We start from the raw sequence: 13,400 nt of genomic DNA on the forward strand, positions 1-13,400 counted from the left end.
TCATGTTCGCCAAACGTCAGTCCGCCCTGGCCGCCACCGCTGGAACGGCTCCGCGCCGTCGCCCCGGCCTGAGCGTGGCTGCGGTGCTGGCCTTCATGCGACGCCCCGTGGTGGCGGTGAGCGGGGCTCTCTTCCTCATGCTGGGGGCCGCGGCGCTGTTCATAGCGGTTCTGGGCGACCCCACGGCCGGCACGCCGTCGGCCCGTGCGTCGATCGACCGCCCGGAAACCGCCGCCGCCGAGCCCCCCACGGGGATGGAAGCCTTCACCCTCGACACCCTGGGCCTCTATCAGGACCTGACCGCGCCCGGTTTCGAACTGGATGACGAGGGCGCGCCCATTCAGGGAGAGGCGCTCATCACCCTGCCGGACGGGGCCACCGCCGCCGGGGGCGCGGCGATCACCGCCCCTCGCCGGCCGCCCGCCGACCCTCTGCCCGCCGCGCCCATCGCGGGGCTCAGCCAGCCCGGCCCCAATGGACCGCTGCCCGTCATCAACGCTGACGGCCGCACCCCGGCCCAGGCCTACGCTCGCCCGTTCCGCCCCAATGGCCAGCCCCGGGTGGCCCTGATCGTCGGTGGTCTGGGCCTGAACGCCGTCACCACCCGGGCCGCCATCGAGCGTCTGCCCGCCGAGGTCACCCTCAGCTTCGTACCCTACGCCGAAGGCCTGCAAGGCTGGATCGACCTGGCCCGCGCCCACGGCCACGAGGTGCTGATCGAGATTCCCATGGAGCCCCAGGGTTATCCCGACAACGACCCCGGACCCTACACCCTGCTGTCCAACGCGGGGCCCGACGACATCCGGCAAAGGCTGGAGTGGCTGCTTGGCCGCGCCACGGGCTATTTCGGCGTCACCAACTATCTGGGCGATCGCTTCGTGGCCTCGGACGGCGGCATGGCCGCCTTCCTGGGCGTGATGCGCAGCCGGGGTCTGGCCTTCGTGGACGACGGCTCCGCCCGTCGCCGTCCCGGAGCGTACAGCCGCGCCAGCGCCGACCGCATCATCGACGAGGTGCAGAGCCCCGCCGCTATCGTGGCCCAGCTGAACGCCCTGGAGGCCGCCGCCCGCGAGAACGGCGACGCCCTGGGGACCGGCTTCTCCTATCCGGTGACGGTGGAGGCGGCCGCCCGCTGGGCCGACGGCCTGTCGGACCGGGGCCTGCAGCTGGCGCCCGCCTCGGCCATGACCCGGCGGCCGGGCCGCTAGTGACCGACCTGTCCCTGTACCGGCCCAACGTCGGCGTGGTGCTGTTCCACCCGGACGGCCGCGTCTGGCTGGGCCGGCGCGCCAACACGCCCGAGCCGTATTGCTGGCAGTTTCCCCAGGGCGGCGTCGATCCCGACGAGGTCGAGCGCGGTGACTGGGAAGCCGCCGCCCGCCGCGAGCTGCTGGAAGAGACGGGCGTCCGCTCCGCCGACCTGCTGGCCGCTACAGACGACTGGATCACCTACGACTTTCCGCCCGAAGCCTCCGGCGCAAAGATCGCGCGCGGCTGGAAAGGCCAGAAGCAGAAGTGGTTCGCCCTGCGCTTCACGGGGGAAGAGGCTGAAATCGACCTGACCGCCCATCCGCCCATTGAGTTCGAGACCTGGCGCTGGGGCCGGCTGGACGAAGTCTGCGACCTGATCGTGCCGTTCAAGCGCCCGGCCTATGAACAGGTGGTCGCCGCCTTCGCCCGCTTCGCCGCCTGACCCTTGCGGTGCGCCCGGCGCAGGTCTAGACCGCCGCCACGGTTTCAACCTCCCCCTGCCTCGACGGTTCCGGCGGCCTTACAACCGCACGGACCCGGCCAGACACCCAACGGCCTCAAGCAGCGCGACCGCGCGATAGGCCACTCAATATGGAGACTTGCCCATGGCTCGCGCCAAGATCGCCCTTATCGGCGCCGGAATGATCGGCGGCACCCTGGCTCACATCGCCGCCCGCGAGGAGCTGGGCGACGTGGTCCTGTTCGACATCGCCGAGGGCACGCCGCAGGGCAAGGCGCTGGACATCGTGGAAGCCACCGCCGTGTTCGGCTCGGACGTGACGCTGAAGGGCGCCAATGACTACGCCGACATCGCCGGCGCGGACGTGTGCATCGTCACCGCCGGCGTGCCGCGCAAGCCGGGCATGAGCCGCGACGACCTGATCGGCATCAATCTGAAGGTCATGAAGGCTGTGGGCGAGGGCATCAAGGCCCACGCGCCGAACGCCTTCGTCATCTGCATCACCAACCCGCTGGACGCCATGGTGTGGGCCCTGCAGAAGTTCTCGGGTCTGCCCAAGGAGAAGGTGGTCGGCATGGCCGGCGTGCTGGATTCGGCGCGCTTCGCGTACTTCCTGGCCGAGAAGACCGGCGTGTCCATCAAGGACATCAACGCCTGGACCCTGGGCGGCCACGGCGACGACATGGTGCCCATGGTGCGCCACTCCACCATCGGCGGCCTGCCGCTGCCGGACGCGGTCAAGCAGGGCTTCATGACCCAGGCGGATCTGGACGGCATCGTGGATCGCACCCGCAAGGGCGGCGGCGAGATCGTGGCCCTGCTGAAGACCGGCTCGGCCTTCTACGCCCCGGCGGAAAGCGCCATCGCCATGGCCCGGTCCTATCTTAAGGACCAGAAGCGCGTCCTGCCGATCGCCGCCTGGCTGTCGGGGGAATACGGCGTGTCCGACATGTATGTGGGCGTGCCCGCCCTGATCGGCGCGAACGGGGTGGAGAAGATCATCCAGTTCGACACCAACGACGACGAGAAAGCCATGTTCAAGAAGTCGGTGGACTCGGTGAAGGGCCTCATCAAGGCCTGCCAGGACATCGACGGGTCGCTGGCCTGATAGACGGCGGCCTGCCGAAGCGAGAGGGCGGAGCCTCGGCTCCGCCCTTTTTCTATTCCGCCTCGGGCGGCGGGTCGAAATAGCCCACGTGGACGGCGAAGTCCGCCAGGGTTCCGCGCCACAGGTCCACATGGTCGGACAGGTGGTCCAGGGGCGCGCCCCCGATGGGGATCACATCGTACTGGACGATGGCCGAGCCCTCGTCGCCCGGCTCGAAATAGGCCTTCAGGAAGCGGCGGTCGCGGTTCCAGCTGTTCACCGTGTCGGCGGTGATTTCCTCATTGGTGAAGCCGGCGCCGAACTGCAGGCTGTCACAGCCTTCGGTTTCGCACCCATAGAAGAACAGCAGCCAGGTCAGGCCCTCGTCCTGGACGCGGATGAAGGGATCCTCGCCTTCGGTGACCAGCTCCGGCGAAAGCGCCCGGCCGGCCAGCCAGTCGGACACGGCCTGTGGCGTCACCTGGGCCGAGGCGGCGCCGGCGGACAGGGACAGGGCCGCCACGGCGGCGGCCAGATGGAATTTGCGCATGAAACCCTCCCGATGCTGGCGGCACTCTAGCCCCGGCGCCGCATCATGGAAAAGGGGGCGTCAGGCGGCGTCAGCCTGATCGAGCCAGTCGGCGGCGGACATCTGGTTCAGGCGGGAGACTGTGCGTTCGAATTCGAAGGCGCCGACGCCCTTGGGATAGAGGGCTTCCGGGGCCGCCTCGGCAAGGACAACCAGCCGGGTGCGGGCTTCGTAAAGGGCGTCGATCAGGGTGACCAGGCGGCGGGCCTCCTGCTGGCTGTCGGGGCCCAGCACCGGCACGCCCTCGAGGAACAGGGTGTGAAACCGCTCAGCCATGGCCAGATAGTCGGAGGCGCCCAGCGGCCGCGCGCACAGCTCGGCGAAGGTCGCCCGGGCCATACCGCCGACCGTGCGCTCAATCACCACGTCACGGCCCGTGACCGCCAGGTGGGCGGGCTCTTCCGGCTCGTCGCCCCTGAGGTCCTCCCACAGGTGCTCGAAGGCCTGGGCGCGGCCCATGTCCAGGCCCGAATACCACAGCCGGGAATTGGCCATACGGGCCAGGCGCCAGTCGCGCCCGCCGGACATCTGCACCACTTCGCAGCGGTCCTTGATGATGTCGATGAAGGGCTCGAACAGCGGGCGGTTGATGCCGTTGGCGTACAGGTCCTCCGGGGCGCGGTTGGACGTGATCGCCAGCACCACCCGATGCTCGAACAGGGCTTCGAACAGCCGACCCAGGATCATGGCGTCGGCGATGTCGGTGACCTGCAGCTCATCAAAGCACAGCAGGCGCGCCTCCGAGGCGATCAGTTCGGCGGTGGGGGCGATGGGATCGTCGCCTTTGGACTGACCGAACACGGCCTTGCGCTGGGCCGCGTCGCCCTCGCGCCACTGGCGGATCAGATCGTGGACCCGGGCCATGAAGGCGTGGAAGTGGGCGCGGGTCTTTCTGGGTTCCGGCGCCTCGGCGTAGAACAGGTCCATCAGCATGGACTTGCCCCGGCCCGGCGGACCCCAGAGGTACAGCCCCTTCACCTGCGGCGGCTTGCGGAACAGGCCTCCGCCCTTTGCCAGATCGCGCTCCAGCCGGCCCAGGGCGGCGATGGCGGTTTCCTGGGCGGGGTCGGCGGTCAGCGCGCCGGATTCAAGGCGGCGGTCATAGGCGGCGCGGGTCAGTGAAGGCATGGAAATGCGCTTAAAGGCTCCAAACGGGGCTGCAAAGCGATTGCTTCGCGGGTGCGAAGGACTAAATGCAATGGGCATGCGCGTCCGCGCGCAAACTTCCCCTTCGAACAGGACTGACATCATGGGCTATCGCGTCGCCATCGTTGGCGCCACCGGCAATGTGGGCCGGGAAATGCTGGCCATCCTGGAAGAGCTGAACTTCCCGGTGGATGAGATGCACGCCCTGGCGTCGCGCAAGTCCAAGGGCATCGAGGTCTCGTTCGGCGACAAGACCATCCGCTGCCAGGACATCGAGCAGTTCGACTTCTCGAAGGTGGATCTGGTGCTGATGTCGGCCGGCGGCGCGGTGTCGCGGGAATGGTCCGAGAAGATCGGCAAGGCCGGTCCCATCGTGATCGACAACTCCTCGGCCTTCCGCAAGGACCCGGACGTGCCGCTGGTGGTGCCCGAGGTGAACCCGGACCACATCAAGCTGGCCACGAAGAAGAACATCGTCGCCAACCCCAACTGCTCCACCGCCCAGCTGGTGGTGGCGCTGAAGCCTCTGCATGACGCGGCCAAGATCAAGCGCGCGGTGGTGTCGACCTATCAGTCCGTGTCCGGCGCGGGCAAGGAAGGCATGGACGAGCTGTGGAACCAGACCAAGGCCATCTACGGCCTGGGTGACGCCACGCCGAAGAAGTTTCCCAAGCAGATCGCCTTCAACGTCCTGCCCTTCATCGGCGAGTTCCGCGACGACGGTTACACCGACGAGGAAGCCAAGATGTGGGACGAGACCCACAAGATGCTGGACCCCGACATCAAGCTGACCGTCACCTGCGTGCGGGTGCCGGTGTTCGTGGGCCACTCCGAGGCCGTGACGCTGGAATTCGAGCGCCCCATCGAGGTGGAGGAGGCCCGGGCCATCCTGCGCGACGCGCCCGGGATCATGGTGATCGATAAGCACGAGGACGACGGCTATATCACCCCGGTGGACGCCGCCGGCGAGCACGCGGTGTTCGTCTCGCGCATCCGCAAGGACACGACGGTGGAGCACGGCCTGAGCCTTTGGGTGGTGTCGGACAATCTGCGCAAGGGCGCGGCCCTGAACGCCGTGCAGATCGCCCAGCTGCTGGACGAGCAGGGCATGCTGAAGACCGCAAGCGGCTACCGCACCCTGACGGTGGGATAAGGATTACGCCATGACCGGCCAACCGGCGGGCGGGGACGACTCCGCCCGCGCGGCCCTGATCGCCGGGGTCGCCTGCTATGTGCTGTGGGGCCTCTCGCCCCTGGTGTACCAGCCCATGGGCCGCATCGGCGCGGACGCGGGCGAGATCATGGGCCACCGGGCCGTGTGGGGCGTGCTGCTCGCCGCCGCTTTGGTGTGGCTGGCCGGGCAGTCCGATCAGGTGCGGCGGGTGCTGCGCAATCCGCGCACCCTGATGTGGCTGACCGCCTCCACCGCCCTGATCGCGGTCAACTGGTTCATTTTCGTCTGGGCCGTGAACAGCGGGCGGACGCTGGAAACCAGCCTGGGGTATTACCTCAACCCCCTGTTCAACATGGCGCTGGGGGCCTGGCTGTTCCGTGAGCGGATCAGCCGGCTGGGCTATGTGGCCATCGCGCTGGCGGCCATGGGCGTGGTGCTTCAGGGGGTGGCCATCGGCGGCCTGCCCTATGTGTCGCTGGCGCTGGCCGTATCGTTCGCGGCTTACGGCGTGATCCGCAAACGGGTGCAGGCGGACGCCCAGACGGGGCTTCTGGTGGAGTGCCTGATCATGGCGCCGTTCGGCCTGGCGTGGCTGATCTGGCTGAACCATCAGGGGCTGGGGCATTTCACCGACAGTCCGTCGGCCGCCTTCTGGCTGTTCCTGGCCGGACCCATGACGGTGGCGCCGCTTGTGCTGTTCTCGTGGGCCGCGCGGCGCATGCCCCTGTCCACCATCGGCTTCATCCAGTTTATCGCCCCGACCCTGAGCTTCATTATCGGGGTGTCGCAAGGTGAGCCGTTCAACCTGACCCGACTGGTCAGCTTCGCCTTCATCTGGGGCGGCGCCGCGGTGTTCCTGGCCGCGGCCATGCACCGGGCCCGGGCGGCAAGGCTCGCTGTCAGGCGAACGGCGGGGCCCGTCTAGAGTCGGTCGCTGCCTGCCCGGCGGCCTGCGGTCAGAATTCCCACCAGCTTTCGCCCGGGTCTTCCTCGCCGGGCTCGGCGTATTGCTGGCCCCAGGTCATCATCATCAGCAGGCGGTGGCTGCGGATGGTGTACTCGCCGATCATGGGGGCGACGGCGGCGATGGGAGCGCCGTCCTCGGCCCGGTACACGAAGCCCGAGAATTCCGCCACGCCAGAGCGGTCCCGGCGGCTGTAGATGGACAGTTCGGGCACCGAGACCACGCGGTAATCGGACAGGGGGACACTGACCGCGGGGATGCCCAGCAAACGGCGCATCTGTTCCAGCGACAGGGCGCCGGCCCGGATTTCGAACACCACGTCGGCCTGGTCCCGGCTGCGGGCCAGCGGATATCCGGCTTCCGAGAGGGCGCCGCGAATGGCGCTGATGGCGTAGGGCGCCGCCTCCGCGCGGAAATAGGTTTCGTCCACAAAGACGACCGAGCCGTCCTCCACCGGCAGGGTCAGCCCCTGCACCGCCCGGTCCGCCGCCCGGGCCACCAGCAACTGCTCCGTCGCGGTGCGCGAGGGATTGGTCTCGGTGGTCGAGGCGCAGGCGGCCGTCAGCGCCGCCCCAAAGGCGAGCGCGAGGATCGGCGCTGTGCGGTTGGGGAGGACCGTTCGCGTCATCGGGAAGAGACTATCACCAGCTTCCGGTGTTGGACATGGAGGCCCAGGGCTCGGCGGGCGCCAGCGGCTCGCCTTCCTGCAGCAGCTCGATGGAGATGCCGTCCGGCGACCGTACGAAGGCCATGTGGCCGTCCCGGGGCGGGCGATTGATGACCACGCCGCCGTCCATCAGACGCTGACAGGCCGCATAGATGTCGTCGACCTTGTAGGCCAGATGGCCGAAATTGCGGCCGCCTGTATAGTCCTCGGGATCCCAGTTGACGGTCAGCTCCAGCTCGGGCGAGCGTTCGGCGGCCGAGCGGGCCTTGTCCTTCGGCGCGGACAGGAAGACGAGCGTGAACCGACCCTTCTCGTTGTCCATGCGCCGCACTTCCTCCAGACCCAGCAGGTCGCAGTAGAAGCGCAGGGAGGCGTCCAGATCCTTCACCCGGACCATGGTGTGCAGATAGCGCATGGTTCAGTGCGCCTCGTCGTGGCGCGGTGCGGGGTCCAGATACTCGTTCTCCGGAACCGGATGCGCGCCCAGCGTAAAGCGGCGGTCGCAGTAGCCGCACTCCACGAAGTCCTCGTCGCCCATGTCCATATAGACCAGCGGGTGGCCCAGCGCCCCGCCGCCGCCGTCACAGGCCACGCGCTTGGTGCTCACCACGATCTGTTCGGGCGGCGGAACGGGGATGTCGGGGTGGCGCGGCGGCATAATCGGGCTCATGACCTTGGCGTTGGGAGGAAGGCGGCATACCTACGACCCGCACCCTAGGCCGTCAATTTTAACGACCTGCTTCACGCCAGACCGAACCGAAGTTTTCATGACCCAGCCTGACGCCGCCCTGCCCGACAACGCCATCGAGGTCCGGGGGCTTGAGAAGACCTACGCCGGAAACCGCAAGTCGCCCCCCAAGACGGCGCTGCACGGGGTCGATCTGGTGGTGCCGCGCGGCGCCATGTTCGGCCTGCTGGGCCCGAACGGGGCGGGCAAGTCGACCCTGATCAACATTCTGGCGGGGGTGGTGAAGAAGTCGGGCGGGACCGTCGCCATCTGGGGCCGGGACATCGACGAGCGTCCTCGAGACGCCCGCGCCGCCCTGGGCGTGGTGCCGCAGGAGATCGTGGCGGACGTGTTCTTCACCCCCCGTGAGGCGCTGGAGGTCCAGGCCGGATTTTACGGCGTGCCGGCCAACGAACGGCGCTCGGACGAACTGCTGGCCGCGCTGGGGCTTTCGGACAAGGCCAACGCCTATGTGCGGGCATTGTCAGGCGGTATGAAGCGGCGACTGATGGTGGCCAAGGCCCTGGTGCACAATCCGCCGATCCTGATTCTGGACGAACCCACCGCCGGGGTGGACGTGGAGCTGCGCCGCCAGCTCTGGGAATATGTGCGCAAGATCAACGCCGAGGGCGTGACCATCCTTTTGACCACCCACTATCTGGAGGAGGCGCAGGAGCTCTGTGACACCATCGCCATTGTCAATCGCGGGCGGGTGGTGGCGTGCGAGCCCACCGACCAGCTGCTGACCCGGCTGGACACGCGAAACGTGGTGGTGACGCCGGTCGATCCCTCCGCCGCCGCGCCGGCGCTCAAGGGTTTCGAGGTCAAGGCGCGGCCCAACGGCGCCTTCGCCGTCACCTACCGCACCGGGGAATCCAGCGTCGAACAGGTGCTGGCGGCGGTGCGCAAGGCGGGCGTGGCTATCCGCGACATCGCCACCGAAGATCCTGATCTGGAGGACGTCTTCCTGGCCCTGACCTACGGCGACGCCGACCAGCCGGACCCCACTCGGGACTAGGCTGGAGAGCCTGATTCACGGCTTGGCGGAATCGCGAAACGAGGTCGCCTCCGCCGATCAGGCTCTGACCGATCAGCGATCACCCTGTCCCGATTCCGCACAGCCTCTTGTGACGGAAACGCGACCGTGCTGCTTATGCGCCCGGATGCGCCGGTTCGGGCGCTGCTTAGGGAGTAAGGCCGTTGAGCACGACGGATGGGGGAGGCGCTCTTTCAGCGCCCCGCAAGACGTTTCTGGGACACCCGCGGGGGCTGGTGATCCTGTTCTTCACGGAAATGTGGGAGCGCTTTTCCTACTACGGCATGCGGACGCTGCTGGTCTTCTATCTGACCCAGCACTTCCTGTTCGGCCCGGCCGACGCCCAGGGCATCTACGCGGCTTACGCCGCGCTGGTTTATCTGATGCCTGTGATCGGCGGCATGATCGCCGACAAGTATCTGGGGTCGCGCAAGGCCGTCATCATCGGGGCCGTTCTGCTGGTGGCCGGCCACTTCACCATGGCGTTCGAAGGATCGGGCGCGCGTGACTATCTGACGATCGGCGAGACGGAATACGCACTGGAGGTCGAGGGGCGCGGCCAGGACCGCAGCATCTTCGCCGTCAACGGGGATGAACGGGTGCCTATCGTCATCTCGGCAGAGGGCGTCTCCACCGTCGGCGCCGAACCGGCCGCCGCCATTGCGTCTGACACTGTTGGCGGCGCGGTCGCCGAGGACGTCACAGGCCAGGAGCCCGTGGGCGCCGCCGATCCCGCCGCGGACATCGCGACGGCTGACGGCGCAGCCGCGGTCGCCACGCCTGCAGCCGCTGGATTCCCGGCCAATGTCCCTGAAGGCGAGTACAGCATCCGCACCGTGCGCGATCTGCGCGCCGAGCCGATCCTGTTCCTGGCCCTGTCGTTCATCATCGTCGGCGTCGGCTTCCTGAAGGCCAACATCTCCACGGTCGTGGGCGCCCTTTACGAAGAGAACGATCCCCGGCGGGACGGCGGCTTCACCATCTTCTACGTGGGCATCAACCTTGGTTCGCTTCTGGCGACCGGCGCCTGTTCCTATCTCGGGTTCACCTACGGCTGGGCCTATGGCTTCGGGCTCGCAGGCATCGGCATGCTGTTTGGCCTGATCACCTTCCTTCTGGGCCAAAGCTGGCTGGAAGGCCGTGGAGAGCCGCCGGTTCCGATCGAGGGACGGCGGATTCTGGGCGTGCCGCTGGCGCCGTTCTTCTGGGTCGCCGGCCTGATCGCCGTGTTCCCCACCTGGCTGCTCATGCAGCGCCATGAACTGGTCGAAGCCATCCTGATCCCGGTGGCGGCGGTCACCTTCCTGCTGGTGGTCGGCTACACGGTCTTCAAGCTGAAGGGCGCCGAGCGGACCCGCATGCTGGTGGCCGAGGTGCTGATCTTCTTCTCGGTGCTGTTCTGGGCGCTGTTCGAACAGGCCGGTTCCTCGCTCAGCCTGTTCGCGGACCAGTCCACCCAGATGCCGTCTTGGTTCAACGCCGGCTACACCCAGATGTTCAACCCGGGCATCATCGTCCTGGCTGGACCGCTAGTGGCCGCTCTCTGGGTCTGGCTGGGCAAGCGCAACCGCGAGCCATCGACGCCGGTGAAGTTCTCGTTCGGCCTGATGTTCGTCGGTCTGGGCTTCCTGGTGCTGATGTGGGCGGCCAGCAACGCCGCCAACGCGGACTTCCGCGTGCCCCTGCTGTTCCTTTTCCTGACCTATCTGCTCCACACCCTCGGCGAGCTCTGTCTGTCGCCCGTGGGCCTGTCCATGATCACCAAGCTCTCGGTTGATCGGGTCGTAGGGTTGATGATGGGCGTGTGGTTCCTGTCCAGTTCGGTGGCGCACATCGTGGCCGGCATCATCGCCCAGGCCACGGCGACCGATACGGTCGCTGGCGTGGTCACGAACCGGGCCGAGGCGCTCAGCACCTATGGTTCCATCTTCGGCACCATCGGCTGGGTCGGCGTCGGCGTGGGCGTGTTCCTGCTGCTGATCTCGCCCATCCTGAAGAAGGGCATGGCCGGCGTTCACTGATCGCCGCCATCTCTGAAATGATCAGGCCCCCGTGGATCGCTCCACGGGGGCCTTTTCTCTGGCGGGCGGCAGGGACGAAACGCGCCCGCCAGAGCTTCGTGCGGCCTAGAACGTCTTCCTCAGCCGGATCGACACGAAGGTGCGCGGGTCGATGTCGCGGGTCTCCACGAAGTCGATGGGCCGGGGCGGGGCGCGGTCGGCATAGACCGTGCGCTCCACCAGGAAGTCGTCCCAGATGTTCAGCTGGGCCCGGATCGACAGGGTCGCGGTCGGCTTGTACTCGGCGGCCAGTTCGAAATAGTCCTCGCCGCGCCAGCTGGATGTCTGGTCCGGGTCATAGGTGGACTGACCCAGGCGCGGAATCCACGCCACGCTCCAGTTCAGCTTCCACGTGGGGATGTCCTGCTCGAAGGACACCACCGCCTGGCGGGCGCGCACGCCCGAGATGGGACGGGTTTCGCCCGTGGTGGGGTCGGTGACCTCGGTCGCGTTCCAGTCGTTGCGGAAACCGAACTGGCCGCCGGAAATCCCCAGTCGGTCCGTGGGGATGGTGAGATTGACCGACAGCTGGTCCAGGGTGGCGTCGCCGATGTTGCCCACCGCCGACAGGCCGCCGTCCAGCGGGATGCGGTCGATGACGTTGGCGATCTCGTCGTGGCGGTAACCGATGCTGACAATGCCGTCGCCCCAGAAGCGGCGCTCATAGGTGATCTCGCCGATCCAGCGCTCCTCCGGCTCCAGATCCACATTGCCGCCCAGCACGTTCTGGTCGCTGAGCTCGGCGCTGGCGGCGAAGTCGCCGAAGTCCAGCTGGCCCACCTCGCGCTCGAACCGGACGCGCAGCTGGTTGTTCTCCATGGGCGTCCAGGTCAGCAGCAGGCGCGGCTTGGCGAAGTAGAAGGACTTCTCCTGTTCCGCATCGCCCGACTGGCTGATGGTCGAGGCTTCCAGACGCAGTCCGCTTTCCAGCGACAGATCCTGATTGATGGTCCAGGTCGCCTTGCCGAACAGCTCGCCGCGGGTTTCCTCAACGGTGACCGAGGCCGACGGCAGGGGAACGGCGACGCCGCCCTCCGAATAGGCCTGGTTCACGTCCAGCCGGTTGAAGGCGACCTCGCCGCCGCCCTCGAAGGTCAGGGTCTCGCTGCGCTCCCAGCGAACCAGGCTGCGCAGAATGGTCTCGGAGGCGTCGCCCAGGGATTCGAACCTCTGCTCGGGCGCGGGGCCGGCGCCTGTGTCGGCGTTGTAGGTCGAGACGCTGTCGAAGTCGGAGAACTCATGGATGAAGCGGCTTTCGACGTTCAGGTTCTCGCCTAGGGGACGGGTGTAGACCACCCCGAACTCGCCCGATGAGCCGTCATCGTCATAGCGGCTTTCGCGGCGGGATCCGGCTGCGGTGAGCAGGGTCACCTGATGCCAGTCATTGACCCCGTAGCGGGCGGTCAGGTCGATCTTGCCGCCCAGCAGCGGCGTTCCGTAGTTGCCCCGGATGGATGTGCCGCCGCCATAGCCGTCGTTGTAGAAGTCCTCGGCCCTCAGCACCGTCCCGTCGGGCGTCCGGCTCACGGATGGGCCGATCCCGTTGGAATCGCTCATGCCGATGCCGTCAGAGAGGGTCACGCCCCAGGTTCGTTCTCCTTCGCGCGCCGTGAACTGATAGCTGCCGCCGAACACATCCTGACCGCCGTCGAACAGGGTCGCGTTGGCGGTCAGGATGTGTTCGCGGCTGCTTTCGCGGGAGGTGATGACGTTCACCACCACCGGGTAGCCCTGCATGTCGATGCCTGGCGCGCCGCCCCGGATCAGTTCGATGCGCACCACCTGGGGCGCGAGCGTGCGGCTCAGGACCGCTGAGCCGGTATCGTTCTTGGATGCCGGGCGTGAGCCGTTGATCAGGACGTTGCCCACAGCGCCCTCGAAGCCGCGGCTGCCGTCGCCGTCATCCAGGCTGAAGCCCGGAATGCGATTGACCATGTCCAGGGCCGAGTTCGGATTCTGGTCGGCGAAAAAGTCCGGCGTAAAGGTCAGAACCTGACGGCCGGCGCCCGCTTGGGGCGTCGCCGGAGCGGACGCCGTCTCCGCCTCCTGGGCCAGGGCCGGCGATACGGCCGCGACGGCCAGGGCGATGGCGGATGTGGCCGCCAGAAGCGTGGAACGCATGATATCCTCCCGAGAACTGTTGGGAGGATGTGTGCCTGACGCGCTCGTGAGCGGGCCAGTTACATCCTTGAAATGTAGATTAAATTACCGACACATGATTACGGCGGCGTAATCAGCC

13 protein-coding genes are annotated in these 13,400 nt (G+C 67.5%); 7 read left to right on the top strand and 6 right to left on the bottom strand.

The genetic code is table 11. From position 1 onward, the window contains the following. Positions 1 to 2 precede the first annotated feature (2 nt). From ACI8U3_RS02860 to mdh, 3 genes are all read left to right on the top strand, one after another. Positions 3 to 1,208 carry a divergent polysaccharide deacetylase family protein gene (locus ACI8U3_RS02860; RefSeq protein ID WP_415013356.1) on the top strand — a complete coding sequence of 402 codons (1,206 nt, stop codon included), beginning with the start codon at positions 3 to 5 and terminating at the stop codon, positions 1,206 to 1,208. Continuing rightward, positions 1,208 to 1,693, top strand: a complete 486-nt coding sequence (locus ACI8U3_RS02865; RefSeq protein WP_415013357.1) for an RNA pyrophosphohydrolase — start codon at positions 1,208 to 1,210, stop codon at positions 1,691 to 1,693. The genes ACI8U3_RS02860 and ACI8U3_RS02865 overlap by 1 nt, the downstream gene beginning before the upstream one ends. Positions 1,694 to 1,856: 163 nt before the next feature. Next, the gene (mdh, locus tag ACI8U3_RS02870; protein ID WP_415013358.1) at positions 1,857 to 2,819 is read left to right on the top strand and encodes a malate dehydrogenase; all 963 of its coding nucleotides are present in this window, start codon (positions 1,857 to 1,859) and stop codon (positions 2,817 to 2,819) included. 52 nt (positions 2,820 to 2,871) lie between these two features. Here mdh and ACI8U3_RS02875 read toward each other — a convergent pair whose 3' ends face one another. Together ACI8U3_RS02875 and zapE are read right to left on the bottom strand one after the other, a co-directional pair. Beyond that, positions 2,872 to 3,348, bottom strand: coding sequence for a YbjN domain-containing protein (locus ACI8U3_RS02875; protein WP_415013359.1), 477 nt, complete (start codon positions 3,346 to 3,348; stop codon positions 2,872 to 2,874). A gap of 60 nt (positions 3,349 to 3,408) precedes the next feature. Further along, positions 3,409 to 4,515: a cell division protein ZapE gene (gene zapE, locus ACI8U3_RS02880; protein ID WP_415013360.1), complete on the bottom strand. Its 1,107-nt coding sequence runs from the start codon at positions 4,513 to 4,515 to the stop codon at positions 3,409 to 3,411. 121 nt (positions 4,516 to 4,636) lie between these two features. Here zapE and ACI8U3_RS02885 point away from each other — a divergent pair, with 121 nt between their 5' ends. Continuing rightward, complete coding sequence (locus ACI8U3_RS02885; RefSeq protein ID WP_415013361.1) at positions 4,637 to 5,686, top strand: aspartate-semialdehyde dehydrogenase; 1,050 nt, start codon at positions 4,637 to 4,639, stop codon at positions 5,684 to 5,686. 10 nt (positions 5,687 to 5,696) lie between these two features. Continuing rightward, positions 5,697 to 6,632, top strand: coding sequence for an EamA family transporter RarD (gene rarD, locus ACI8U3_RS02890; protein WP_415013362.1), 936 nt, complete (start codon positions 5,697 to 5,699; stop codon positions 6,630 to 6,632). A gap of 31 nt (positions 6,633 to 6,663) precedes the next feature. Here the strand turns inward: rarD and ACI8U3_RS02895 are convergent, their stop codons facing one another. Genes ACI8U3_RS02895 through ACI8U3_RS02905 form a run of 3 tightly spaced genes read right to left on the bottom strand, consistent with a single transcriptional unit; the run spans position 6,664 to position 7,996 of the window. Further along, positions 6,664 to 7,299, bottom strand: coding sequence for a DUF6655 family protein (locus ACI8U3_RS02895; protein ID WP_415013363.1), 636 nt, complete (start codon positions 7,297 to 7,299; stop codon positions 6,664 to 6,666). Positions 7,300 to 7,312: 13 nt separating this feature from the next. Further along, positions 7,313 to 7,753 (bottom strand): VOC family protein, encoded by a 441-nt coding sequence (locus ACI8U3_RS02900; protein ID WP_415013364.1) that lies wholly within the window; start codon positions 7,751 to 7,753, stop codon positions 7,313 to 7,315. A gap of 3 nt (positions 7,754 to 7,756) precedes the next feature. Beyond that, positions 7,757 to 7,996 (bottom strand): zinc-finger domain-containing protein, encoded by a 240-nt coding sequence (locus ACI8U3_RS02905; protein WP_415013365.1) that lies wholly within the window; start codon positions 7,994 to 7,996, stop codon positions 7,757 to 7,759. A 109-nt stretch (positions 7,997 to 8,105) separates the two neighbouring features. Between ACI8U3_RS02905 and ACI8U3_RS02910 the strand changes: the two genes are divergently transcribed. Both ACI8U3_RS02910 and ACI8U3_RS02915 read left to right on the top strand, forming a co-directional pair. Continuing rightward, on the top strand, positions 8,106 to 9,083 hold the full coding sequence (locus tag ACI8U3_RS02910; RefSeq protein ID WP_415013366.1) for an ABC transporter ATP-binding protein: 978 nt from the start codon (positions 8,106 to 8,108) through the stop codon (positions 9,081 to 9,083). Positions 9,084 to 9,265: 182 nt separating this feature from the next. Beyond that, positions 9,266 to 11,122, top strand: a complete 1,857-nt coding sequence (locus tag ACI8U3_RS02915; protein ID WP_415013367.1) for a peptide MFS transporter — start codon at positions 9,266 to 9,268, stop codon at positions 11,120 to 11,122. Positions 11,123 to 11,227: 105 nt separating this feature from the next. Here ACI8U3_RS02915 and ACI8U3_RS02920 read toward each other — a convergent pair whose 3' ends face one another. After that, positions 11,228 to 13,282 (bottom strand): TonB-dependent receptor plug domain-containing protein, encoded by a 2,055-nt coding sequence (locus tag ACI8U3_RS02920; RefSeq protein ID WP_415013368.1) that lies wholly within the window; start codon positions 13,280 to 13,282, stop codon positions 11,228 to 11,230. Positions 13,283 to 13,400: the final 118 nt, after the last annotated feature.

The organism is Brevundimonas sp., from assembly GCF_047617075.1.
GTDB lineage: Bacteria > Pseudomonadota > Alphaproteobacteria > Caulobacterales > Caulobacteraceae > Brevundimonas.

Bases quoted from the DNA above. Each gene is read 5' to 3' on its own strand.
- ACI8U3_RS02920 (WP_415013368.1), bottom strand. From the start codon at position 13,282: ATGCGTTCCACGCTTCTGGCGGCCACATCCGCCATCGCCCTGGCCGTC.
- ACI8U3_RS02895 (WP_415013363.1), bottom strand. From the start codon at position 7,299: ATGACGCGAACGGTCCTCCCCAACCGCACAGCGCCGATCCTCGCGCTC.
- ACI8U3_RS02875 (WP_415013359.1), bottom strand. From the start codon at position 3,348: ATGCGCAAATTCCATCTGGCCGCCGCCGTGGCGGCCCTGTCCCTGTCC.
- ACI8U3_RS02910 (WP_415013366.1), top strand. From the start codon at position 8,106: ATGACCCAGCCTGACGCCGCCCTGCCCGACAACGCCATCGAGGTCCGG.
- ACI8U3_RS02885 (WP_415013361.1), top strand. From the start codon at position 4,637: ATGGGCTATCGCGTCGCCATCGTTGGCGCCACCGGCAATGTGGGCCGG.
- rarD (WP_415013362.1), top strand. From the start codon at position 5,697: ATGACCGGCCAACCGGCGGGCGGGGACGACTCCGCCCGCGCGGCCCTG.
- ACI8U3_RS02860 (WP_415013356.1), top strand. From the start codon at position 3: ATGTTCGCCAAACGTCAGTCCGCCCTGGCCGCCACCGCTGGAACGGCT.
- ACI8U3_RS02900 (WP_415013364.1), bottom strand. From the start codon at position 7,753: ATGCGCTATCTGCACACCATGGTCCGGGTGAAGGATCTGGACGCCTCC.
- ACI8U3_RS02905 (WP_415013365.1), bottom strand. From the start codon at position 7,996: ATGCCGCCGCGCCACCCCGACATCCCCGTTCCGCCGCCCGAACAGATC.
- zapE (WP_415013360.1), bottom strand. From the start codon at position 4,515: ATGCCTTCACTGACCCGCGCCGCCTATGACCGCCGCCTTGAATCCGGC.
- mdh (WP_415013358.1), top strand. From the start codon at position 1,857: ATGGCTCGCGCCAAGATCGCCCTTATCGGCGCCGGAATGATCGGCGGC.